Below are 21,672 nucleotides of genomic sequence, written 5' to 3' on the forward strand. Positions count from 1 at the left end.
TCATGCAATTAATTCTAAAGATTAGTACGCATGATTTCTTAGAACTTGACGAATTATGTGAATCAGTAAAGAATGCAACAAATGAAAAAATCACGGTCACTAATTATCTTGAACTGATGATTCAAGAAGAATTAAATATGAAAAATGAAATAGAGAGCAATTTCAAATGTTGCTCTTTAGAAAAAAATGTGAGGGGATAATCAATGGATGATAAACAAAAAATGTACGAAAAAAATCGCAAACATAGTGAGGCCTTAAATTTTCGTGTTGATAAAAAGACTTATCTTGAACTGACATTGATTGCAAAACAAAGAGGAATTTCTAGAGCAGACGTTTGTCGTGAGCGGTTAAAGGGACTCAAATATGAACCGCCGTTGTTAGATGAAGATGATAGGGTAGCTTTAATCAAACAGTTAAATCAAATTGGAAACAATTTGAATCAAGCGGTAAAAGCATTAAATATCATTGCTAAATATTTTAGAGAACAATCTGAAAATAAGAAAGAAAAGAGCCTACATTTTAGTTTTGACGCTAGCCGTTACAACATTTTTAAAGATGAACTTGCGAATAGCATAGCAAAAAAGTTGATGATTAGTTATCCAGATGACATTTTTTTGGAGTCCAATCGGAATGCTCCCTCTTTTTTTAAATTATCAGAGGTAGAAAAAGAATATTTCGAATATTGGGTAGAAAAGCAAACTAGACCAGATTCGAAAGAAGAGTATTCCCGAAAAGTTGATCGAAATTTAATTCATTCGATTCAGACTATTGCAAGTTTAAAACATGAGGTGAAACAACTTTGGGAGCTACTATAACATCGAAAGGACGCAAGAAAAATTTATCCTCGCTATTACAATATGCAGCTAATCCTTCAAAAAAAGAAAAATGTGTTGCAGTCTCAGGAATAAATTGTAGTGATGATAGTGAGGAAGCACTGCAAGAAATGAATTTAGTACGTACCAAGATGAATAAATCTAAAGATATAGCACAAGCGTTTCATGTTATTCATTCGTTTGATAAGAGTACTTCTAAAGAGTTAAGTATTAATAAAATGCACGAAATAGCTGTCGAATTTGCAGAGAAAGCTTTTCCAAATACACAAATCATTGTTGCAAGTCACAATGATAAAGATCATTTTCATAGTCATCTTGTCATTAATAATATTAACATGGAAACATGTAAAAGGTTGCGTATTGACCCTAAAGATTTAGAACGAATGCGAAAAATTAACGATCAAGTCCTCAATGAACATGGTCTTGAATCAGTGAATAATGAGTACTATGAAAACTTAGAAAAGAGAACCAATCTTTATTCAAACGATCCTTCTAAGATGAAATATGGAAAAATTAATTATCAAGAGTTTGTGCAAAATGCGATCGAAGCAACGTTGGAAAAATGCAAAGTGAATTCTTTTGAAGATTTTTCGGATCATTTGGCAAAAGAATATAACATTGAAGTTTATCAATTTTCAAAAACAAATAACAAACTTGGCTATGTTCTTTACAAACAAGATGTAAATTTCTATGAGCGTAGAGATGAGTTAATTACTTTAGGAAGAGATAAACAATCTAGAAAAGAAAAAAGTCAGTATGTCGAACGTACTTTTAGTGCAAGAAAGTTAGGGAAAAGATATTCATTTGAATCTGTTTCTGAACAACTTGAAAAGAATTTAGAAGAATCACATATAAAAAATTTTTTTAATATGGAAAGAGAGCAAGTTATGTCGCTAATTAGTGGAGTAAATTACAAAACTGGTGAGTTAAATGTACCGTTTGTGGAATTAGATTCCATCGCACAAAAGCAATTTAGCGACCGTGAAGGCGATGAAAAATTCATTAAATATGATGACTTCTTGCGAGAGGTAGACAAGCATTTTGTAAATACAATGTATTTAGAAGATGATCAAGAATACACGATTAAACTTCATACGGATGTGAATCCTCAAACTTTACGTAGTGCGAAAAGTAAAACAATTTCTATTAAAAAGACTGATCAGAAAGAGTTAATTCTACCGGCAGAGGGTTTTAAAAATTGTTCTCATACACCTTCTGCTAAACAGATTCACTATCAAATCAGTCGCATAATGAATGACGATGTAAAAATGTATCGTGCTAAAAAGGATTATGAATTCACACAACAAATGATTGAAAATCAGCAAAAGAGGCAACAAAATTTTGAAATGGAATTCTGAATGGGCTTGTTAGTGGACTTTCCAGTTTTTTGCCTATGAAGAGTTGCTTGGAAAGAAGCAGTTTTTAGGACATACGCCAGCTACCCATTTACTTGCCAGTCAATCCGCCCCGCTCACGCTAGGCTACTCTCTGGCAAGTTAGATGGTGGGTAAATCTCTGAGGGAGCAAGCTCCCTACAGACTCCCTTCCAAAAAAGAAAGGTGGAAGAAAAAAATGAACTATCCATATTTTAAAGTCTCGGCTTCAGATGAAACTAAAGAAATATTCAACAATTTTTACAACCAAAACAAAGGATTTTTTGGTTCCAAGGCAAATATGTTTCGTGTTATGGTTTCAAATTTACCAGTGTTAGCTAGTCTATCAAATAATAAATTTAATGATCCTGAAAGCATTAAATTTGAACAAAAAATTTCAGAATTAGAATCAATGATAAGTAATGAAGTAATTGAAAAGCTGGATGATATTGATCAAAAGTTATCGTATTCTCTACAAAATAAATACAAAACGGAGGAGAAAAAAGATGTTTAAAGTTTACTTCCCGTTTCAGTGGCTCGTTAAAGGAATCCTTTTAGTGTTACTAGGATTGATTCTTTTTGGAAGTTATTTAACAATTAAAGCAAAATATTTTCCAGAAGAAAAGCCAATAAAAATTGTAACAAAAGATTTAAAAATAGGTGAAACTTATCAGGCAGATGGGGTTGAATTAACATTTAAAAATATTGAATTGACCGAAAAAAGAAATGAATTTGCACAACATGATCGTGTATTACAAGTGACCTATACACTTAAAAATGATACAGAAAATCCGATATGTCCGCAACAATGGTCGATTGAAAATAAGGATGGTGAAGAGCTTTATGAGTATGCTATGATATTAGATAATCCAGAGTATATTGAAAGTGGCAGAGCAGAAACAATAAATTACTATTATGAATTACCAAGTGAAAGGCAGGATTACCAAATCGTAGTACGTAGAGCAAATGGTTATTTTGTTGGCTTACCCTTCACTTTGTAAGTCTTATTTTATTAGTGGCTTTTAAGTTAATATCATTTTTGTGATTTTTGAAAATGAAAGTGAGGAAATTGGAAGAATGGCTGAAGAAAATAAAGTTGATCCGCTTGAAACACTAGTGATAAATAAGGAAGAGTTTGAGCAACTTTTTCTTGATTTTTTTGTTCAATATGACAGGATTTATGATTTTAGTTCGTCACTAGATTTATTTGAATTAGAAGCAGAAATAAAAGAAAACAGCCAAGAGGAAGATGGTAACATTATCATTTCAGTAGAAAAGTTCCTTGAATTGTTTTCGGAAATATTTGAAATAGATACAGACTATTATCAACCACAAGAAGTTTTTCGAGAGTTTAGAAATCAGATTATTCGCTCAGGTAGGACTGTAAACTAAATCAAAAAAAGAAGCGTTGAAGAAAAGTTCCGTCTTTCAACGCTTCTTTTTTTGAAGATTTTACAGATGTCTAAGGTTTGTTTAAGTGACTACTTGTCGTCTTTAGAATAAATAATAACCTATTGTTACATCCACATGTGCTACAAGAGAATTATTGGGGTAAAAAAGAGGTATATAATTATGAGGTATATCTTGTGTTATGATCGCACAGATCGTATTTATTTCGAAATAATAGTCTAAAATTCTTGATATGTCTTCCTTATTAAGTTAAGATAACGTATAATGTATGGGACAGGAAAATGGAGTATTTAAAAGCTTTTATATCAATGATATTTTGTTTTTTTGTCCCTTTTTTAATTTATTTTAGTGTTTAGGGACAGGCTAGGAAGGAGTATTTCATGAAAAAAAATATAATAAATTATCTTCCAGACCTTGTAGAGGCAAGTTTTAGTAATGATAATAGTTCGTTCGAAGCTATTTTACTATCAATTATCAGATTACTTGCTAAAGAGGAGGATACGAAGAAGATTTCAGAAAAGTTGTCTGAGCTTCTTTCAAAGCATCAAGCAGGTTTATATCCAGATCAAAAACTGACTCGATTTTATCAAGAAAATAAAGATTTTGAGGGTATTGAGTCTTATGTTTATCGAAAAAGACCAACAAAAAGTTTATCAGATTTAATTTTAAATAGGGAAACATTTACTCAGATTGATGACATTATCGTATCTTATCGTAATAGAGAAAAGTTAAATGAATTAGAAATAAAGTTGAGCCAAAAAATCATTTTGAACGGACCACCTGGAACTGGAAAATCATCAATAGGTGAAGCGTTAGCATATGAATTAGGACTAGATTTTCTTTTAGTTAATATACCTACTCTTTTTTCAAGTTATTTGGGAGATTCAGGAAAAACTATTACCAAGCTATTTAAATCTTTGAGTTCAAAAAAAGCGATAATAGTCTTTGATGAATTTGATAGTATTGCAGTGGGTAGATATTCAATGAATGATGTAGGGGAAATGAGACGAATTGTCAATTCCGTATTAACTGGTTTGGATAATTGGGAAGGTGAAGGCTTAATTATTGCTACAACAAACGACAAAGAAAATCTTGATAATGCGGTATGGCGGAGATTTGATGAGAAAATTAAGGTTGGTTTACCAGATAAAGAGAATCGTCTAAAGCTTTGGGATATGTATTCAAAAAGTCAACTAACAAGAGATGAATTACATATTTTAGCAGAAGTAAGTAATGGCTTTTCTCCTGCAGAAATAGAAATATATTCTCAACAAGGTTTGCGTCTCAAGGTTATTAAGGGCAAAAATCCATTTTTAACAATTATGAACCAGTTAGAAGTCCCAAAACTAAGTCTCGAAAAAAAAGTTTTTTTGGTTAAATATTTGAAATCCAATTATCCCAACCTGACTACAAGGGATATTGGTGAATTAATGAATATTTCAAAAAGTTCTGTGCAAAGATATTTGAAGGGGGTATCTGAAGTTGAATGAAAAGAAACACTTATTAGTTATTAATGGGAAAGCTCTTGCAGAAACAGGAGTGATACCACCCCCAACAGGAGACTCAAGGATTGAGGAACGGAAGTACAAAAGAAATTTAGCTCAAGCTAAGGAATATTTGTTACCTCAAATCAACCAATTAAGATTAGATGTAGAAGAATTGCCACAAGAAAACATTTTGAAGAACATTTATTTTAGAATTAGTTACCCAAATGGTTTTCTTGCAAAATCTTATCAGGTATCTTCAATATATCGAGACTCAGGACTTACATTGATAGGTTCATCTTCTTGGAAAGATGATGAAGGAAAAGAAGGAAAATCAGACTATCTTTTTGGCACTAAAGATAATATTGAAGCTCTTTCTTTGGCGATAAGTGATTCTTCTGTACAAATACAGCAAAAAGAAATTCGTAGAATGGAAGAAATTTCGTTATTAAAACCGCTCATTTTTGACGATAGTGAAAGTAAATCATATGAATTAGTTTTTCATTCAGTAGAGAATATTGAAGAGCTACTTTCAAAATTTCAGGCAATAACAGGATTAAATAGCAATGAATATAGTTTTATTCACACTGTTAACAATGTGGTATTTATAGTATGCAAATTGACAAATGAAAAATTAATTAATTTGAGGAATTTTAATCCATTGAGAGCTGCTTATTCTTCAGAAAACAGAGAATTTTCAGCTGATAATTTTTTTCCTGAACAGATACTTAATAAATATACTGATATAAGTTTGGATAGTGAATCTGTAAAGCAATTACCTTGGATTGGTTTAATTGATGGAGGAGTTTCAAAATCGAATAACTTCTTTTTGCCCGTAGAGCAAATTCATGAATCAACAGCTCCTGCTAGTTCGCGGTTTATAGAACATGGATCATCGGTAGCTAGTGTGCTTCTTTATGGAGAGTTAGACGGTCAGAATGGCGGAGGAGAGCTAGTGCCCTCTTTCAGAGTTCAGAGCATTCGTGCATTACCGTCAGAGGAAGATATGGAGTTTAACCTTTTAACTTTGGATAAGATGATAATGGAAATAGTTCCTAAGTATTCTAATATTCGGGTTTGGAATCTTTCGATTGGACCAGTTGGACCTATACAAGATGAGGTTGTTTCTTCATTAACTAGGATTTTGGATCAAATAGCTTATGAAAATGATATTATTTTTGTTATTGCGGCAGGCAATACGGGTGAACATACCGGTATTGCTAAAAGAATTCAAATACCTGGTGATGCTGTTAATAATCTTACAGTTTCTGCTTACTATAAACATCATGAAAACAAAATTACGAGTCCGTACAGTTCTATTGGATTAGGTAGGGAAGGTGCTAAACTCAAACCTGACTTAATTGATCATGGGGGGTTACTTCCTATTGATCCAATATACACAATTTCTTCGTCCAATTACTTTTTAAATAAAGTACAAGGCACCTCTTTTTCTGCTCCGAATGTAGCAAGAAAGTTAGCTTTAATTTTGAATGAATATCCGGATTTTAATGTTTGGGAAGCTCGTGCCCTGTTAGAACACTCTCTGGCTTTACGGATATCTTCTGCTAAAGATATTCAATTTGAAGGGAAGGGCGAGTTTGACAAAGGATCGGTTCAATTGATTGCTTCTGAAGAGGATGAGATTAGAATTATGTATTCTGGAATTATTTCTGCAAAAGGATATGTAATATTACCTATTCCGATACCAGAAGAGACAATTGCTAAGACAGCGGAGTTCACTTGGACTCTTGTGACTAAAACAAAAATCAACCCTGATAATACTGATAAGTATACAGAATATGGAATAGAAGATGATTTCTACCCAAACGCTGACAAGTACCCTTTTCGTAAAGGAGATAAGACAATCTATGTTGATTTATCATCTGAGGAAGGCAAAGCTTCAGCAGAAGTATTATTAGAGGAAGGCTTTAAAAAAAGTTCTTATCCCCAAAAGCAGCCTTCAAAATATTTAGATGAAACTGAAAGAAGAAATAAATTTTTAAAGTGGGATACATCAAAAACTCAAAGAATACGAAAACGAGTACATGGATTGAAAAGGCCCTTTATTCGTCTACATGGTCTATCTAGATCAGAAAATCGAGATAGAATTGAATATGTATTAGTAGTGACTGTTAGATTTGTAAAAGATACAAGTATTTACGACAATGTGATGTCCAAGTATCCTATATTACAATCAATTCAGGTGAGATCCGAGGGAAGACAACAAGTGTAATAATTAACATGTTGCTTTTCGAAAGCTTGATACAGTATGTTAAAATAAGTTTGGTTACCAACCGAAACTATTTTACAAAACTGGATTACAAATAGTAAATCAATCTCTGTATTGATGTGAAATAATTGATTCTCCAAATAACTTCTCTACCTGCTGTTTTGGCTACGATATTGGCTACGTTCTCGATGATATTACCTGATAATATACACTGTCAGTCTATGGAAATTTGTTAAATGAAATCTTTATTTAAAGCCTGTTCCGTTCCATTGCTTCCCAAAAGAGTCATTGGAAGGGTCTGTGGGGTAATCATATAGTATGAACTTCAAATGTTGATATACCAGCATTTGAAGTTTTTTTATTTTACTTTAAGAGTGATTCTAAAGATATATTTTTTTATGTTTCAATGATTTGTTTTTTTTTTGAATTTTAATATTATTGAAAGATACCTATAAAGAATATTTCTAATTCTTACTGTTTTATCCTTTTGAACCATGGCAATGTATGAGAAATATTATTTATTCTCCACTCTTTTTAAACTAACATCAAAATTTTAGCTGCGCTATCACTTTTGCAGGTGTCGTACGAAAACTTGCTTCGATGGTTACTTGTAGCTATTCATTTAAAATTGTTGTGTTACCCCCTTATATGTTACAAAGAGATACTGGTATAATAATGAATGAGATATGTAACTTAAGGGTATGCCCTTAAGTTACATGAAATTCTTATCAAATGTGTGAGGTGAACAATGTCTGATTTATTTGGAAATAATTATTTTTTTCTATATATATTCGCGTGCATAACTATCTTCAATTATTCCTCTTTCAGAGAAAATCAAAAAATCATTATTTTATATCTTACTACATTTGGAATAGGTTTTTTGAAAATATTTAATATTATTACTACAATTCTATTTTTGATAATTAGTACTTTTCTTTTTTTGGAAGTACTAACGCCTGACGACTCTAAAATGAAAATAATAACTAAAATCAGGTATAAGGTGTTGGATTACCTTTTTGTTATCAATTTTCAATATGGAATTGTATATATTATTTCATCCATTTTATTGACTAGCTTTAAGTTAAGTAATTATCTGTCAACAAGAATAGATTGTCCTTTTGAGGATGTGAAGCTTTTCTTCCAATGTATTTCTGTCTTATTGTTTGTAACTGGAATCGTTAAAATAACTTCTGAAAAATTTAAAATCAAGAATATAAATGATCTTTTGGTGGCGTTTAAACCTTCAATTAATATGGTGCCATTCAATAAAATTGATTCTGAGATATTCAATATGCTTGTTGATATGGAAGACAGAACATATAGGATTAGAGAAAACACCTATAATTTTTTTTCATTCGAATTCTTAAAATACAAAATAAGTCAATTTAGGAAAATCAATACTATGTCTCAGAAATATCAAAAGGCAAAGGTTTATGTAAAAACTACTAAACATATCAGAGGCTATTCTACTTTAGAAATGCAATTAATTCGCTCTGTTGGAATAACTTATGGATATAATTTGATTATCATTCGGAAAATTTACGAATTTATATATACTACCATCTTTTTGAAAAGCCTTAAAAACTATTATTTTAAAAATACTTACGCAAACCAAAATAGATACAAGGATTTTTTACTATATACGTATTTAAAAAACGTTAACACGAAAGTTGGTAAAAAATATTATCCTAAAATCACGGATTTTATTGGCAATGATGAAGAATTATGGACAAAGGAGAGATGCTATATCGCGTTTTCTGGATTGCCACACAGAACTATCAATTCACAAAATATACTCGATATACACCCTAATATTATAGAAAAATATCAATTGGATAGGCAAAAAATATTAGATATAATCAAGGAAGGGGAAAGTACACTATAACTATAAGCAGTAGGAGAGGATTGGAAATTAAATGGGATTAATTGAATTTATTTTAAAAGTATATGAGGGTATTTCATTTCCTGTTGTTGTTTTATTATTCCTCATCTTATTTAAATCACAATTGAAATCTATTTTAGACAGAATCACAAAAGCAACATCAGTTAAGTATAAAGAGATAGAAATTAATTTAGCGATAAAGGATATTGATGAAAAATTATCACCTATCTTTTTAAAGATTCCAGTGGGTGCTGATTTTGGCTTTGATCTGTTACCTAAAGGGAAAAAAAGTTTTCTAAATAGTGAAAGTTTTATTGAGACTGATCCCGTCCGATCAATTTCTGTTTCGTTCGGTATTATAGAAGATTTTGCTACTGGATTAGCATACATTTTCCTTGAACAGTATTTAAAAAAAGATGATATCACCTATGGTTTAGCTATTGATTTCTTATATGGCATAAATATTTTTAATAATAATATTTATGAAGGATTGAAGGCGTTTGGTGATATTACAAAAGAATTAGCGGATTCTGAAGTCAGAAAACAAATATCTGTAGAAAATGCGAAATCCTTTCTCAATCTAGCAAAACAGACAGTCGCTATTTTAGCGAGTATAAACCCTCAAGGAGGGCCTGAGCAAAAGTATTATAGTGACTCAATGACTGATGCTGAATTTTATACTAAAGCTCAGTATTTACCGAAAACAATCTTTGAATATAGAAAGAAAATAATGTCAAAAGATTTTGATATGAATGATTTAGAGATAGTTTTTAAATCTACAGACAATTATTTTGAGAGAAATATGATTATCAGCTTATTAGCCACAAAATTAAATAAGAATGAACAGTCCTGAAAGCTGGTAAATTAAAAAACTTAGACCTGAGAAGTTTTTAATTATTTCTGGAAATATATTAATCAGTTAACCATCAGTTAATAATTAAAGGAAAAGTATAGTTTTTAATCAAAGCACCCACATAGTTGGTATACGTTCAACTGTTCTATCTATCATAATTATTAACTAAATATTAATTTCACTGATTAAAGAAACGTTGAATAACAAATATCTTCATCTATTCATAATTGAGACAACCTAATGACTGAAGTGTAGCATCTTCAATTCCTTAAATAACTTATCTACTTGTTTTTTTTGGATACGATATTGGATAAGTTCTGGACGATACCATGTGCCATGATAAGGTATCAGTAATACATCCCTGACCGAAAGAAGTGCTTCTATGACACGACTCATATACCTACGTTATTCAATATAGTCATTGGAAGGGTTTGGGATACACCATTACTATCAGAGCTCCGTTGATCTGATTAGTATCTTACTGTTTTCCATTAAATAATGAAAAAGGAGTACTCTTAGGAGTGCTCCTTTTTGTCATTTTTTATTGGTAAAAAAGTGTGACCATAGTGGAAATCTGCATAGAAAAACCGCACCATGACTATCTTTCGCAGCTCACAGGAAGATTACAATTTTTTTTGGTTACTACGACTTCGACACTTATACTAATTCTTCAGCATATACGGTCATTTCATTCAACTTGTTTATTCGTTATTCTACTATCAATTTTCTTACAAAAAAGCTTCGTGATTAATTTAAAACGCAAACGAGTTAAAAATACGATTGTCTAATTTATGTGTATAAACGGAAAAACATTCCTCATCACTTGCTGGTAATTCAGGTGAGTGAATTGAGTTAATCGTTTTGTTAATAGAAGAATAGTGGAATTGATTGAAATAAAAAGCGACCAATATGGATCAGTCGCCCTCATTACAAACTATTAAATGTAAAGTCACTTCTGAATTTAGTAGGAACAAATTCGATAATAGAATAAGTAGCAATACCATGAATTAAAAATGGATCTTCTTTGATAATAGATTGTGCCTCGTCTTTGGAGGAAAAACTTGCTAATATGATTCCTCCTGTTCTAGGATTTTTACGTCCAGAGCAGATAAAATGACCTGAATCATAGTTTTTTTGTAGATATTGATTATGTGGGGGAAGAAATTTTTCTACTTGGCTTAAATCTTTTTGATAGGTCAATTCTAAAATAAATAAATTCTTCATGTTGGGGAATCCTCCATATTTTACTTTATGCCTGTTTTGCTTTTTCAGACAATAGTTTTTACTGAATGCTATCACTTATATTCAAAGATGTTGAGTTAATTACCCTGCTCTTTAAGTATATGATCAACAAATGACATGTTTTTTTACATATCGGGCCTAACAAGAAGATTATACCAAAAGAATTTTAAACGAGTTATCGATATTTTGAATAATGTACAGAAGGGTTCGATCAGCTATTCACCCAATTTGTTGAAACAAAAAATAGCTAAAAGAGTAGTAAGTAAAAGGCAGTATGCTAATGCGAGGTCATGATCATCCATGTGATACCGTATTTATCTTCAACCATACCATAGAGCGAGGACCAGAACACTGGTGCAAGGGGATCAATTATTTTTCCATCTATCGAGAGGCTATTGAAAATAGTAGTAACTTCATCAGCGGATTCTTTTACAAGACAAAAGGAGAAAAAATCATTTGCTGGTCTATTTAGTCTGCCGTCTGTCATCATGATTCTCTGACCGTCGATGATGATTTCTGAGTCCATAATGAAATCATCAGGCATCTCAGGATCTAAGCCTGAATCTATCGGTGCTTCACTCGCATAAACGATGGACTTAATTTGAGCGTCTAACGCCTCTTGATAAAATTTTATTGCATTTTCACAATTTCCTTGAAAACTTATAGCTGGGATAAGCATACAAAAATTCTCCTTTTTATTGATAGTATCACAAAGAAGTTGCTCGCTTCTTTCATTTTTTTCGTAGGGATCGGAAAATTTTGAATTAGCTATCTGCCAAATAGTCAACTAAAACATATATGGTAGGAATCTATATCTATTAAAGAACACAAAAATAGATTACTTCGCCGTTTTCATCAACGTATTGAGGAATAAAACCTTGGTTTTGCCAAAATCGCTGATTATGTTCATTGGAGGCATTTAAAGCGATATATAGAGCGTTCTTTGCTTTAAGGTAATTCTTTAATTCAGAAACAATGCGGCTACCTACTCCTTGGTTCCTAAAAGGTTTATCGATACAAAAATCGAGAATAAATGCTTTTGAATCTTCCGAGAAGTAGATTTTATAAGTAGTAAATCCAATATATTCTTGTTGATTATTGTATATGAATACAAATTCCAGCCGAGAATCTTCCTCTATTGGAGAATTATGAAGATCCATGATTAGTTCGTAATATTCGGAAGAGCGAAACCACTCTACGATTTCATCTAATTCGGCACCGCTTTCTGGAAGATTGGGGAAAATGTCACTTTCTTCATATTGTCTTTTCTTCTCCCAAAACTGGCTAATCTCTGAGTTAGACTTTAATTCTTTGAAATAGAAATCCATGTATATCTCCTTATATTTTTAAGTTAAGTGTACAAAATATCTGATTATTAGTCCATTACCCGACGAAAAAACTGATTGATAACGGTATCAATCAGTAAGGGCGTAAAACGATCGAGGATAGTATTACTTATCCGCGTTTTCTTTAAAGTAGTCATCAATGTAATCCTTAATTTTTTCAAAGTCTTTAGTCAGAAAAAATTTTGAAGGAACTTTTATGATAGGGAGGTTATTTTCATTATCAAAAGGAGCAAATGGCTCAGGAAGGACCAAGTAATCAACAGTATCTTTATCTCTCAGATAATTGATTGAAACGTCGTAAAACGGTGAAAAATAGTCTTTGAGGCTTGTGTCTCTTTGATAAAGAACACCTGGAGTTAATGGTGTGTAAGATAATCCATTGCTCAAAACTAAGACAAAACAAATTCTTTTCATAAAAAATCACCTTTCCTTTCGACTAGATACTAGCGTCATCTCAACAGTGAAGGATTCGTTATTTATTTGGTAAATCTAATTTAATAAGCAAATGGATAAAAAGTAGTGAGCAATAGAAAAAGGATTCAGTCGTTGGCTAAAAGGGAACCAGCAATCACAAGTTGTTCCTTTAATTTAAAAAACAAGCGATAAAAAAACACCAAGAACAATTATGATTAAGATTTCCAATGCTCTTTCTAGAAACAAATTGTTGCTTTTTAAAAATATTGTTTTCTTTTTATAAGGGAACCAAAATGACTGGCTTGCGTAGTCTGGCGGGTATACGGAATCTAAAAATCCACTGATAAAAAGTAATGGAATAGCTTTGAAAATATTGTCATGGAAGGCTAAATAAATATAGTATGTTAACAAAGAAATTTGAGCGATCCGCAGATGTCTTAGGTTGGTAACTGTATAGTTCATCAAATCATCCTTTCGTAAATGATTATCTCATATTAAATAATTTGGTCAAATTAAAATTATAAAATATTTATTTATTTTAATGTTGAAAAATAAATTCTTTTAATTTAATAAACAATTTATAAATATCCTAAACAGAGGATGTTTGATGAATTAGCAAATGGGATTTTCAGCTATTTATATTAGAACGTTTTAGAGAGGATTCGTTTGAAAAGAGTTTCAGGATAATAGGTTAGTCTATTAAATCATTAGCAAAGTATGCACGTTGGACAAAATTAGTAGATTAATCAACAGTGATTTTTTTAGATAATGGTTATTTTGCTAAAACAAAAAATTACCAATTTGTCTTTAATGCTTTAAGAGAAAAATATGCAATGATATACTAAAATAAATAACCTTAATGGAATAGACACTAAACGGAGACTCTAAAATATGACCAACCAACTAATCATAGAAGATCATCATTTCAAGAAAGGTGAGCTATCTAGCATAACGACGGCTTATATCGATCAGTACCCAGTCGTTTACATACTCTACAACCGAAATGAAAAGAAAAGACCTGTTGCGTACATTGGTCAAACGGTTCAAGTGAACAAACGATTGAAGCAGCACTTGAATAACTCTAAGCGCAGAGAAATTAAAGAAGTCTTGCTGATTGGACATGAAAAATTCAATCAATCAGCGACCTACAATATCGAAACCAATTTGATCAATCACTTCATTGGGGATGAGCAGTTTCAGTTACAAAACGTCAGTCAAACAAGACAGGTGCAGATGCATCAGTATTATGAAAAAGAGTATTATGATGAAGTGGTCTTCCAAGAGTTATGGGAAGAATTGCAAAGGCGTCAGTTGGCGAAGCACTCAATCGATACGATTCGCAACAAAGATGTATATAAATTGTCCCCTTTTAAAGAACTGACGCCAGAACAGTTAGATATAAAACTTGAAATCATTGAGTACTGTAAACAAGCGATTCAGCAGGATGAAACACAAAAAGTCTTAATGATTGAAGGAGAAGCTGGAACGGGAAAGAGCGTCCTATTGGCATCTCTCTATAACACCCTTCAAGACTATACAAAGTCAGAGTCTGTATTAAGAGACACCGATAACTATTTGCTGGTCAACCATTCAGAGATGTTAAAAACCTATCATACAATGGCAGAAAGTTTGCCAAATTTAAAAAAGAATCATATGTTAAAGCCAACTTCTTTTATTAATAAAACAGATAATCAGAAGTTGCACCCAGACATCGTTATTGTGGATGAAGCCCATTTGCTTTTAACGAAGAAAGACAGTTATAACAGTTTTCACTATGAAAACCAACTAGAAGAGATTATCAAGCGAGCAAAAATCACGATTTGCATTTTTGATCCGAAGCAAGTATTGAAAATCAAAAGTTACTGGAATCAGGACAAACTGGATCAGTTTCAGAAAAGGTACAATGCTTCTCGCTTTAAGCTAAAAGATCAATTAAGAATGAAAAGTAGTCCACAAATAATTCAATGGATCGATGATATCGTAGAAAAACGTGTAACACCGATTCCAGAATCAACAGCATCTTTTGAGCTTCAGATTATGGAAACCCATGATGCGTTGAAGAATAAAATCTTTTCTCTCGATAAAAAGGAAGGTCTGTCACGGATCATCTCAACATTCGATTATGTTCATAAAAAAGACGGAGCTTCTTATCTTGTAGATCCTGGTGGGATCAACCTGCCATGGAATACGACCGACACGAAGCGAACATGGGCGGAGCGACCAGATACAATCAGTGAAGTCGGATCAATCTACACCGTTCAAGGGTTTGATTTAAACAATGTAGGAGTCGTCATTGGTCCTTCCGTTGATTACGATCCAGAGACCGACCAGCTTGTCATCGATATCGATAAATATGAGGACAAAGGGGCGTTTACGGGACGTGACGATATGAACCAAGAATTGACGAAGAAAGCCAAAGAAACGATCATCCTTAATTCATTGAATGTATTAATGAAGCGAGCAATCAAAGGGCTTTACATCTATGCAATCAATCCCAATCTGCGTCAAAAACTCATAACCCTACAAAACGAAAGGAGCCAGTCCTACCATGCAAAACCAACCCTCTTCAATGGAACGGATCAATAAATTCCGAGATGATCGCAATTGGCGACAATTCCATAATGAAAAAGATCTAGCTATTTCTATCTCCATCGAAGCCGCCGAATTGTTGGAGATTTTTCAATGGAAAACACCTGAAGAAGCCACTCAAGATTTCGAACATCTAAAAGAAGAAATTGCCGATGTTCTGATTTATTCTTATATGTTGGCAGACAATTTGGGTCTTGATATTGATGAGATCATCAAAGAAAAGCTGGAAAAAAACAACATGAAGTATCCGATGAAAGAAAGCAAAGATTCGAAAAAGAAGTATAATGAATTGTAACAAAAAAGAAGCAAGGACGTTGCAAGTTCTTGCTTCTTTTTTTTGATGGAACAGGAGCAACAACGGCTTTCTGAATTCATCAGTGATTGGATACGAACGTCAAAAATCTGTCATAATTGAGAAAGTTGAAGATAACTTCAAATTGGTTACAATTTTTCGGAAATTTGAAGTTAACTTCAAATAAGCGCAATTTTTTATAAAAATGAAGTTAGACCTACTGTCTGCAAGAGCAAAAACAAGATTATCCTATCCGAAAATGAAGACAAGATTATCGGGAAAAAATCGGCAACAATGAAGGTCATTTTCTATCAAAAATATTTCTCCCCAAAAACCTAAAAAACCTATTGCCCCCCGAGCCCACTTACTGTATAGTAAACAAGAATATTTCATGAAAATAACCAAAAATAACTAATTACAAAGACTTTGTTATTGAAAATTGCGCTTAAACGATGCCGCAAACGGAATGTAAGAAGGAGAAAACAATGACGTATCTAACAAACAATCTTGTGAATTGCATGATCACTTTAGGGTTTATCTTCATCCATCTATCTTCAAATGTTATCTCATCCAGAAAACTAAACGTGCAATACATGAGCTCCTTTGCCGCTGGGGTAGGGATCTCCTATGCGATCGTTCATCTATTGCCCCATTTGGCGTATTTTCAAACGGTGTTGATCGATGAATTTGGCTGGAATTCGGGGATTTTTTATAGTCATGGGGTCTATGGCATCGTTTTGTTTGGCTTGGTCTTCAGTTATGTGATCTACAAAATCGATGAGCGGACGTTTATGGTGTTAGAAAAGAAAGACATCACCAGTGCCAAAAACGCCTTTTTTTGGTCGGATATCGCTTTTCATGTGATCTACAATATTATGATCGGCTATATCGTGATTGCCAATACGTTATCAGAGCGTTTTTACATTTTGACCTACTTTATTGCCTTTGGTTTGCACTTTCTCATGAACGATTGGTTGCTCTATCACCATCATGGTGCCCTCTATAACAAATATGGCCGCTTTGTGCTTTCCTTCAGTATTTTCGCGGGAGCGGCGTTCTCCCTCTTTGTTTCATTGCCCTACTATTTGGTGGTCATCATTGAAGCCTTGATCACCGGCGCTTTGCTGGTGAATATCATCAAATTTGAGTTACCTAATGAAGGGGAAGGCAGTATTCGTGGGCTATTGGTAGGCACGATCTGCTCTGGAATTTTGTTTGTATTTGTCTAGCGCGAAAAGGAGGACTGAATCATGGATGATTCGGTCCTCCTTTTTTTATAAATACGAAAAGCAATTACTATTTTCTGTTTCAATCGAACAAATCACAATAGTTTTTTATTTTTTTGACCATTATTTACAATTTTGTTACGATGTTCGCTTGCTTTTCCCAAAAACATTCTATAAAATGTAAGCGAATAGAAACCAAAAAAATAGGCACCCCGTAATTCTGTTGGCGCAGACTTACGAGGCCCTGATCAGTCACACCCTTAAGACGGATGACCAATCAAGTTGCCATAGTTGATCGCCAAAGGCATCAACGTGTTTATTGTACCCGATTTCCTTGTCGATTTCTAGTAGATTCAGGCAGGTTTTTGGGCAAAAACCGTGGGATGCTGGACGCTTATTTTGCTATGCCAAAGGCATTGGACAATCTTGTCCAATGCCTTTTTTGTCGTTTGAAACGGTTCATGCGCAGGATCGTTTGCGGCAAATAACAGGTGTGAAGATCAGTTGAGGACAGTTGCATGGAAAATAGGCAGTCATAGTTGAGAAATCCAATGCCATGCGTTCTTACTGTGTTTATAGAAATAGCGTTCTGGCGATCAGCACTTCAATCCTAGGTTCTTGAAGGTGGCAAGCCTTGGTTTCTATTCACACTTCGAAAAGATACCTGAAAGCAATCTTTCAGCGTTCTTTTAAGGTTAAGGAGGAAGCTTATGAAGGATTCGTTAAAGAAATTTATGGAAGAAAAAATGCTGCCATGGGGAATGAAAATTGGCGGTGAAAAGCATCTAGTTGCCATCCGTGATGGACTTGTCACCACGATGCCTTTGATTATTATCGGTTCCATTTTTGTTATTTTATCTAACGTTCCATGGGAAGACTTTAACCTATTTGTTACGAGTATTTTTGGCGGGGAATGGCGCAGCAAATTAGACTTTGTCGTTCAAGTGACCTTTGGTGTGATGGCGCTGTTCAATTCCTTTGCTATTGCGTATAGTTTAGCAACCACTTACCGCGTCAGCGGTTTATCTGCCGGTGTATTGGCAGCCTCGGTTTTTCTTTTAGTCACTCCGATTGAAGATGGCGGCATTCAAATGTCGTATCTTGGTAGCCGCGGGCTGATCGTAGCAATCATCACTAGTCTAATCACGGCGGAGATCTTCCGATTATTCGTACAAAAGAATATCGTGATTCGCATGCCAGAAAACGTTCCCCCGGCGGTCAGTCGCTCCTTTATTGCATTGATCCCCTCATTCTTTTGCCTCTCGCTTTTCTGGGTGATTCGTTTATTAGTGGAATCATTCGGCAACACGAATGTTCATGATCTGCTGTATAGCCTTGTGGGACAACCTTTATCGATCATTGGCGGAGGCTTTATAGGCGGTCTGTTTGCCATTATGTTTACGTCATTGTTTTGGTCAGTGGGCATCCACGGTTGGGACTTGGTCCTGAGCGTCCTGCAGCCGACATGGATTCAAATGATCGATGAGAATCGGATCGCTTTTCAAAACGGCGAAACGATTCCGCATATCATCAATTATACCTTTATGAATACCTTTGTCTGGATTGGCGGTAGTGGGGTGATTTTGGGCTTGGCGATCTTGCTTTTAGTCAGAAGTAAAAGTAAGTATTTAAAAGAGTTGGGGAAACTCGGATTTCCATCAACGGTTTTTAATGTCAATGAACCCATCATGTTTGGGTTGCCCGTTGTCATGAATCCATTGATTTTGTTCCCATATATTCTGACACCGGTCGTTTGCTATATTATCTCTTATACGACAGTTGCCATGGGGATCGTCCGACCTGCCGTCGTTTTGGTTCCCTGGTCGATGCCGCCAATCATCGGTGGTTATCTAGCCACAGGCGGACATATTTCGGGGGCAATCTTACAGCTGGTGAATCTGACGGTTTCTATCGCCATCTATTATCCATTCTTCAAAATGCTGGATAATCGGACATTAGCCAGTGAACTCGGTTCAGAAAGTGGGGCGTAAAATGAAGACAAAACGATTTTTGAATTGCACGGCAGCTGATTTTAAATCATTTGATAAAGACCAACTATTGGAAAGTATTCGAGGAAGTGCAGGTCGGACGATCGTAGCAGAAAATGACGTCCAGATCGATCCGATGTCTAGAGGAATCACCAATGCTGAATTCGTCGCTGCATTTGGGGCGGATTTGATTTTGCTGAACCTATTTGATTTCGAAAACGGCGCTATCAAAGGATTACCGACAACGGATGACCCCATTCGCTTTTTGCAGTGCTTAACGGGGCGGCCTGTTGGGGTCAATCTTGAGCCTGTCGACGATTGTGCGGAGCAGATGGAACAGTTGACAACTATCGCTACTGGACGTTTGGCAACAAAGAAAAACATGGCTCGTGCAGAAGCACTTGGATTTGATTTTATCTGTCTGACAGGAAATCCTTCCACTGGCGTTTCAAATAAAGAGATCACAGCGGCAATCAAACAAGCAAGAGCCGTTTTCTCTGGGATCATTATTGCTGGAAAAATGCACGGAGCTGGTGTCAATGAACCCGTGTTAGATGAAGAAATTGCGTCTGCGTTCATTCAAGCGGGAGCCGATGTTATTCTTGTACCCATCGCGGGCACGATTCCTGGGCTGAGTGAACAACATATGAGTGATCTAGTGGCCTTTATCCACCAAAAAGAGAAGTTGGTCATGGGCACCATTGGCACTACACAGGAAGGTGCAGATAAAGGTACGATCCGTGCCTTGGCATTGACTAGCAAACGTGCCGGCTGCGACCTTCATCATATCGGAGATGCAGGTTTCTCTGGGACCGCTGATCCCGAGAACATCTTGCAACTATCCATCGCCATCAGAGGCAAGCGCCATACCTATCACCGAATGGCCGTCTCAGTGAACCGATAGGTGGAACAAATCGGCACATGCCTATGAAATGCAAGAAGTGTTAGAAGAATTTTTCGTTGAATGTTGAATAATGAAGCAAGACCGAAACAGAGAGTGAGTTCTTTGTTTCGGTTTTTTATAGTGAGTAGCATTGAAGTGTGGATAAAGTGTTTTTATAATAAATCTATCGGAGGTGCGTATGTTTAAGATAGGTGAATTTTCAAAGCTCTCTCAAGTGAGTATCAGAATGTTGCGTTACTATGATGAGATGGGTCTATTAAAGCCCGATAGGATTGATACGTTTACTGGTTATCGACTGTATTCGGCTGTTCAATTGCCTGAACTCAATAAAATACTCTATTTGCGCGATAGCGGCTTTAGTGTAGCAGAAATTGCGGTGTTGCTGAAAAACCAAGAGCAGGACTTCCTTGCAGAACAATTAGAAAGAAAAAAAGATGAAATTGAGACAACTATAGAGGCGGAAAAACAAAAATTAATCAAACTAGAAGTAGCTAAATTAGAATTGACGAAGGAACGAACAGAGCGCCATTATCAGGTCACAATGAAAGCAGTCCCGAGTTATCATGTGCTCTCCCTTCGCAAAGTCATACCAAATTATTTTGCTGAAGAGGAACTGTGGAGAGAACTAGCCACTTTTATGGAGCTTCATAAAATAAAGAATTTCGGACAATCATTTTCGATTTATCACGACCAAGAGTTTAAAGAAAAAAATGTCGATGTTGAATTGTGTGTGCAAGTGAAAGCAGGCCTGCAAGTAGATTCCAAAGTATTTTCTATCTACGAAACGGAGGCAGTGCCAATTATGGCGTGCACGATGGTGTACGGTGCATTCTCCAACATAGCCAACGTCTATTTGTCCTTGGCTGAGTGGCTACAAGAACATCCTTATTACCAAATGGACGGACCAGACAGGCAAATCGTGCATCGCGGTCCTTGGAATGAGCAGGAGGAAAGCAATTATTTGACTGAAATACAAATACCACTCATAAAACGATGAGTAGCAGATTTTTTCTATTTTCTCTTGACTCTCACATTGTGTCAGGCACTATTCTAAGAGCACAAAGAGGAAATGGAGGAAAGAAAATGACAGAATATAAACTACAACCGATCGGAATCATTCAAAACAATGAGGACGGATGCTTGCTCAAGCTAAAGAAAGAATATGTTCCAGCTTTGGCAGGGATTGAAGGATTTAGTCACTTTCAATTAGTATGGTGGTTCAGTGATTTTGCGGATGCAAAGTATCGAATGATTTTGGATGCTGAGCAACCCTATAAATATGCGCCTGAAAAAATGGGAATATTTGCTACGAGATCACCCATTCGACCAAATCCAATTGCATTAAGTGTTGTTCAAGTGTTATCAGTCGATGTTGAGAAAGGAATTCTTTCTATTCCTTATATTGATGCAAACGACCAAACGCCGCTAATAGATATCAAACCTTACACACCAAGTTTAGATCGAGTAGAAGCGCCTAGAGTTCCTTCATGGTGCCATCATTGGCCGAACAGCTTGGAAGAATCTGCTGATTTTAATTGGGAAAATGAGTTTAATTTTTAGAGGATGAAAAAATAGAGGAATCAATCGGAAGATTATTGGCGCAACA

The 21,672-nt window shown here is 34.6% G+C and carries 21 protein-coding genes; 17 read left to right on the forward strand and 4 right to left on the reverse strand.

What is annotated here, in order from left to right; genetic code table 11:
* Positions 1-2 precede the first annotated feature (2 nt).
* The 10 genes from IGI69_RS02490 to IGI69_RS02535 all read left to right on the forward strand — a co-directional run bounded on the left by IGI69_RS02490 (position 3) and on the right by IGI69_RS02535 (position 10,065).
* Positions 3-200, forward strand: coding sequence for a hypothetical protein (locus IGI69_RS02490; protein WP_010778233.1), 198 nt, complete (start codon positions 3-5; stop codon positions 198-200).
* A 3-nt stretch (positions 201-203) separates the two neighbouring features.
* The gene (locus IGI69_RS02495) at positions 204-815 is read left to right on the forward strand and encodes a plasmid mobilization protein (RefSeq protein ID WP_002337868.1); all 612 of its coding nucleotides are present in this window, start codon (positions 204-206) and stop codon (positions 813-815) included.
* Positions 800-2,191 (forward strand): relaxase/mobilization nuclease domain-containing protein, encoded by a 1,392-nt coding sequence (locus IGI69_RS02500; RefSeq protein ID WP_142973111.1) that lies wholly within the window; start codon positions 800-802, stop codon positions 2,189-2,191. The genes IGI69_RS02495 and IGI69_RS02500 overlap by 16 nt, the downstream gene beginning before the upstream one ends.
* A 214-nt stretch (positions 2,192-2,405) precedes the next feature.
* Entirely contained in the window at positions 2,406-2,720 is a 315-nt protein-coding gene (locus IGI69_RS02505) for a hypothetical protein (RefSeq protein ID WP_002337866.1), read from the forward strand.
* Entirely contained in the window at positions 2,713-3,207 is a 495-nt protein-coding gene (locus IGI69_RS02510) for a hypothetical protein (RefSeq protein WP_002337865.1), read from the forward strand. The genes IGI69_RS02505 and IGI69_RS02510 overlap by 8 nt, the downstream gene beginning before the upstream one ends.
* Before the next feature lie 76 nt (positions 3,208-3,283).
* On the forward strand, positions 3,284-3,598 hold the full coding sequence (locus IGI69_RS02515) for a hypothetical protein (protein WP_010778232.1): 315 nt from the start codon (positions 3,284-3,286) through the stop codon (positions 3,596-3,598).
* Positions 3,599-3,996: 398 nt separating this feature from the next.
* Positions 3,997-5,106: an AAA family ATPase gene (locus IGI69_RS02520; protein WP_002337863.1), complete on the forward strand. Its 1,110-nt coding sequence runs from the start codon at positions 3,997-3,999 to the stop codon at positions 5,104-5,106.
* Positions 5,099-7,333 (forward strand): S8 family peptidase, encoded by a 2,235-nt coding sequence (locus IGI69_RS02525; protein WP_002337862.1) that lies wholly within the window; start codon positions 5,099-5,101, stop codon positions 7,331-7,333. The genes IGI69_RS02520 and IGI69_RS02525 overlap by 8 nt, the downstream gene beginning before the upstream one ends.
* Before the next feature lie 745 nt (positions 7,334-8,078).
* A complete protein-coding gene (locus IGI69_RS02530) occupies positions 8,079-9,215 on the forward strand; it encodes a hypothetical protein (protein WP_438739601.1) in 1,137 nt (378 codons plus the stop codon).
* Between the two features lie 31 nt (positions 9,216-9,246).
* Positions 9,247-10,065 carry a hypothetical protein gene (locus IGI69_RS02535; RefSeq protein ID WP_438739603.1) on the forward strand — a complete coding sequence of 273 codons (819 nt, stop codon included), beginning with the start codon at positions 9,247-9,249 and terminating at the stop codon, positions 10,063-10,065.
* A 927-nt stretch (positions 10,066-10,992) separates the two neighbouring features.
* Here IGI69_RS02535 and IGI69_RS02540 read toward each other — a convergent pair.
* The 4 genes from IGI69_RS02540 to IGI69_RS02555 form a co-directional block, all read right to left on the reverse strand.
* On the reverse strand, positions 10,993-11,289 hold the full coding sequence (locus tag IGI69_RS02540) for a YciI family protein (protein WP_368741949.1): 297 nt from the start codon (positions 11,287-11,289) through the stop codon (positions 10,993-10,995).
* Between the two features lie 295 nt (positions 11,290-11,584).
* Positions 11,585-11,986: a VOC family protein gene (locus IGI69_RS02545; RefSeq protein ID WP_438739606.1), complete on the reverse strand. Its 402-nt coding sequence runs from the start codon at positions 11,984-11,986 to the stop codon at positions 11,585-11,587.
* 139 nt (positions 11,987-12,125) lie between these two features.
* Complete coding sequence (locus tag IGI69_RS02550) at positions 12,126-12,635, reverse strand: GNAT family N-acetyltransferase (protein ID WP_438739608.1); 510 nt, start codon at positions 12,633-12,635, stop codon at positions 12,126-12,128.
* Between the two features lie 123 nt (positions 12,636-12,758).
* Positions 12,759-13,067 carry a hypothetical protein gene (locus tag IGI69_RS02555; RefSeq protein ID WP_438739610.1) on the reverse strand — a complete coding sequence of 103 codons (309 nt, stop codon included), beginning with the start codon at positions 13,065-13,067 and terminating at the stop codon, positions 12,759-12,761.
* Positions 13,068-13,958: 891 nt separating this feature from the next.
* On the opposite strand from IGI69_RS02555, the gene IGI69_RS02560 reads away from it, so the two are divergent.
* The 7 genes from IGI69_RS02560 (at position 13,959) to IGI69_RS02590 (ending at position 21,626) form a co-directional block, all read left to right on the forward strand.
* Positions 13,959-15,653, forward strand: coding sequence for a DUF2075 domain-containing protein (locus tag IGI69_RS02560; protein WP_438739612.1), 1,695 nt, complete (start codon positions 13,959-13,961; stop codon positions 15,651-15,653).
* Positions 15,616-15,951, forward strand: coding sequence for a nucleotide pyrophosphohydrolase (locus IGI69_RS02565; protein ID WP_086294531.1), 336 nt, complete (start codon positions 15,616-15,618; stop codon positions 15,949-15,951). Before IGI69_RS02560 ends, IGI69_RS02565 begins: the two co-directional genes overlap by 38 nt.
* A 482-nt stretch (positions 15,952-16,433) precedes the next feature.
* Entirely contained in the window at positions 16,434-17,177 is a 744-nt protein-coding gene (locus IGI69_RS02570) for a hypothetical protein (protein WP_167822129.1), read from the forward strand.
* A gap of 707 nt (positions 17,178-17,884) precedes the next feature.
* Positions 17,885-19,165, forward strand: coding sequence for a PTS cellobiose transporter subunit IIC (gene celB, locus IGI69_RS02575; protein WP_438739615.1), 1,281 nt, complete (start codon positions 17,885-17,887; stop codon positions 19,163-19,165).
* 1 nt (position 19,166) lies between these two features.
* On the forward strand, positions 19,167-20,066 hold the full coding sequence (locus IGI69_RS02580) for a DUF7916 family protein (RefSeq protein ID WP_438739617.1): 900 nt from the start codon (positions 19,167-19,169) through the stop codon (positions 20,064-20,066).
* A gap of 178 nt (positions 20,067-20,244) precedes the next feature.
* Positions 20,245-21,063: a MerR family transcriptional regulator gene (locus IGI69_RS02585; RefSeq protein WP_128432463.1), complete on the forward strand. Its 819-nt coding sequence runs from the start codon at positions 20,245-20,247 to the stop codon at positions 21,061-21,063.
* An 86-nt stretch (positions 21,064-21,149) separates the two neighbouring features.
* Entirely contained in the window at positions 21,150-21,626 is a 477-nt protein-coding gene (locus tag IGI69_RS02590; protein ID WP_438739619.1) for an SAM-dependent methyltransferase, read from the forward strand.
* The last annotated feature ends 46 nt before the right edge of the window (positions 21,627-21,672 follow it).

It is taken from the genome of Enterococcus sp. DIV1083b (assembly GCF_051713705.1).
Taxonomy (GTDB): domain Bacteria; phylum Bacillota; class Bacilli; order Lactobacillales; family Enterococcaceae; genus Enterococcus_D; species Enterococcus_D casseliflavus.

Excerpts from the sequence above, each read along its gene's own strand:
- IGI69_RS02490 (WP_010778233.1), top strand. The coding sequence starts at position 3 with ATGCAATTAATTCTAAAGATTAGTACGCATGATTTCTTAGAACTTGAC.
- IGI69_RS02495 (WP_002337868.1), top strand. The coding sequence starts at position 204 with ATGGATGATAAACAAAAAATGTACGAAAAAAATCGCAAACATAGTGAG.
- IGI69_RS02505 (WP_002337866.1), top strand. The coding sequence starts at position 2,406 with ATGAACTATCCATATTTTAAAGTCTCGGCTTCAGATGAAACTAAAGAA.
- IGI69_RS02510 (WP_002337865.1), top strand. The coding sequence starts at position 2,713 with ATGTTTAAAGTTTACTTCCCGTTTCAGTGGCTCGTTAAAGGAATCCTT.
- IGI69_RS02515 (WP_010778232.1), top strand. The coding sequence starts at position 3,284 with ATGGCTGAAGAAAATAAAGTTGATCCGCTTGAAACACTAGTGATAAAT.
- IGI69_RS02520 (WP_002337863.1), top strand. The coding sequence starts at position 3,997 with ATGAAAAAAAATATAATAAATTATCTTCCAGACCTTGTAGAGGCAAGT.
- IGI69_RS02530 (WP_438739601.1), top strand. The coding sequence starts at position 8,079 with ATGTCTGATTTATTTGGAAATAATTATTTTTTTCTATATATATTCGCG.
- IGI69_RS02535 (WP_438739603.1), top strand. The coding sequence starts at position 9,247 with ATGGGATTAATTGAATTTATTTTAAAAGTATATGAGGGTATTTCATTT.
- IGI69_RS02540 (WP_368741949.1), bottom strand. The coding sequence starts at position 11,289 with ATGAAGAATTTATTTATTTTAGAATTGACCTATCAAAAAGATTTAAGC.
- IGI69_RS02545 (WP_438739606.1), bottom strand. The coding sequence starts at position 11,986 with ATGCTTATCCCAGCTATAAGTTTTCAAGGAAATTGTGAAAATGCAATA.
- IGI69_RS02550 (WP_438739608.1), bottom strand. The coding sequence starts at position 12,635 with ATGGATTTCTATTTCAAAGAATTAAAGTCTAACTCAGAGATTAGCCAG.
- IGI69_RS02555 (WP_438739610.1), bottom strand. The coding sequence starts at position 13,067 with ATGAAAAGAATTTGTTTTGTCTTAGTTTTGAGCAATGGATTATCTTAC.
- IGI69_RS02560 (WP_438739612.1), top strand. The coding sequence starts at position 13,959 with ATGACCAACCAACTAATCATAGAAGATCATCATTTCAAGAAAGGTGAG.
- IGI69_RS02565 (WP_086294531.1), top strand. The coding sequence starts at position 15,616 with ATGCAAAACCAACCCTCTTCAATGGAACGGATCAATAAATTCCGAGAT.
- IGI69_RS02570 (WP_167822129.1), top strand. The coding sequence starts at position 16,434 with ATGACGTATCTAACAAACAATCTTGTGAATTGCATGATCACTTTAGGG.
- celB (WP_438739615.1), top strand. The coding sequence starts at position 17,885 with ATGAAGGATTCGTTAAAGAAATTTATGGAAGAAAAAATGCTGCCATGG.
- IGI69_RS02580 (WP_438739617.1), top strand. The coding sequence starts at position 19,167 with ATGAAGACAAAACGATTTTTGAATTGCACGGCAGCTGATTTTAAATCA.
- IGI69_RS02585 (WP_128432463.1), top strand. The coding sequence starts at position 20,245 with ATGTTTAAGATAGGTGAATTTTCAAAGCTCTCTCAAGTGAGTATCAGA.
- IGI69_RS02590 (WP_438739619.1), top strand. The coding sequence starts at position 21,150 with ATGACAGAATATAAACTACAACCGATCGGAATCATTCAAAACAATGAG.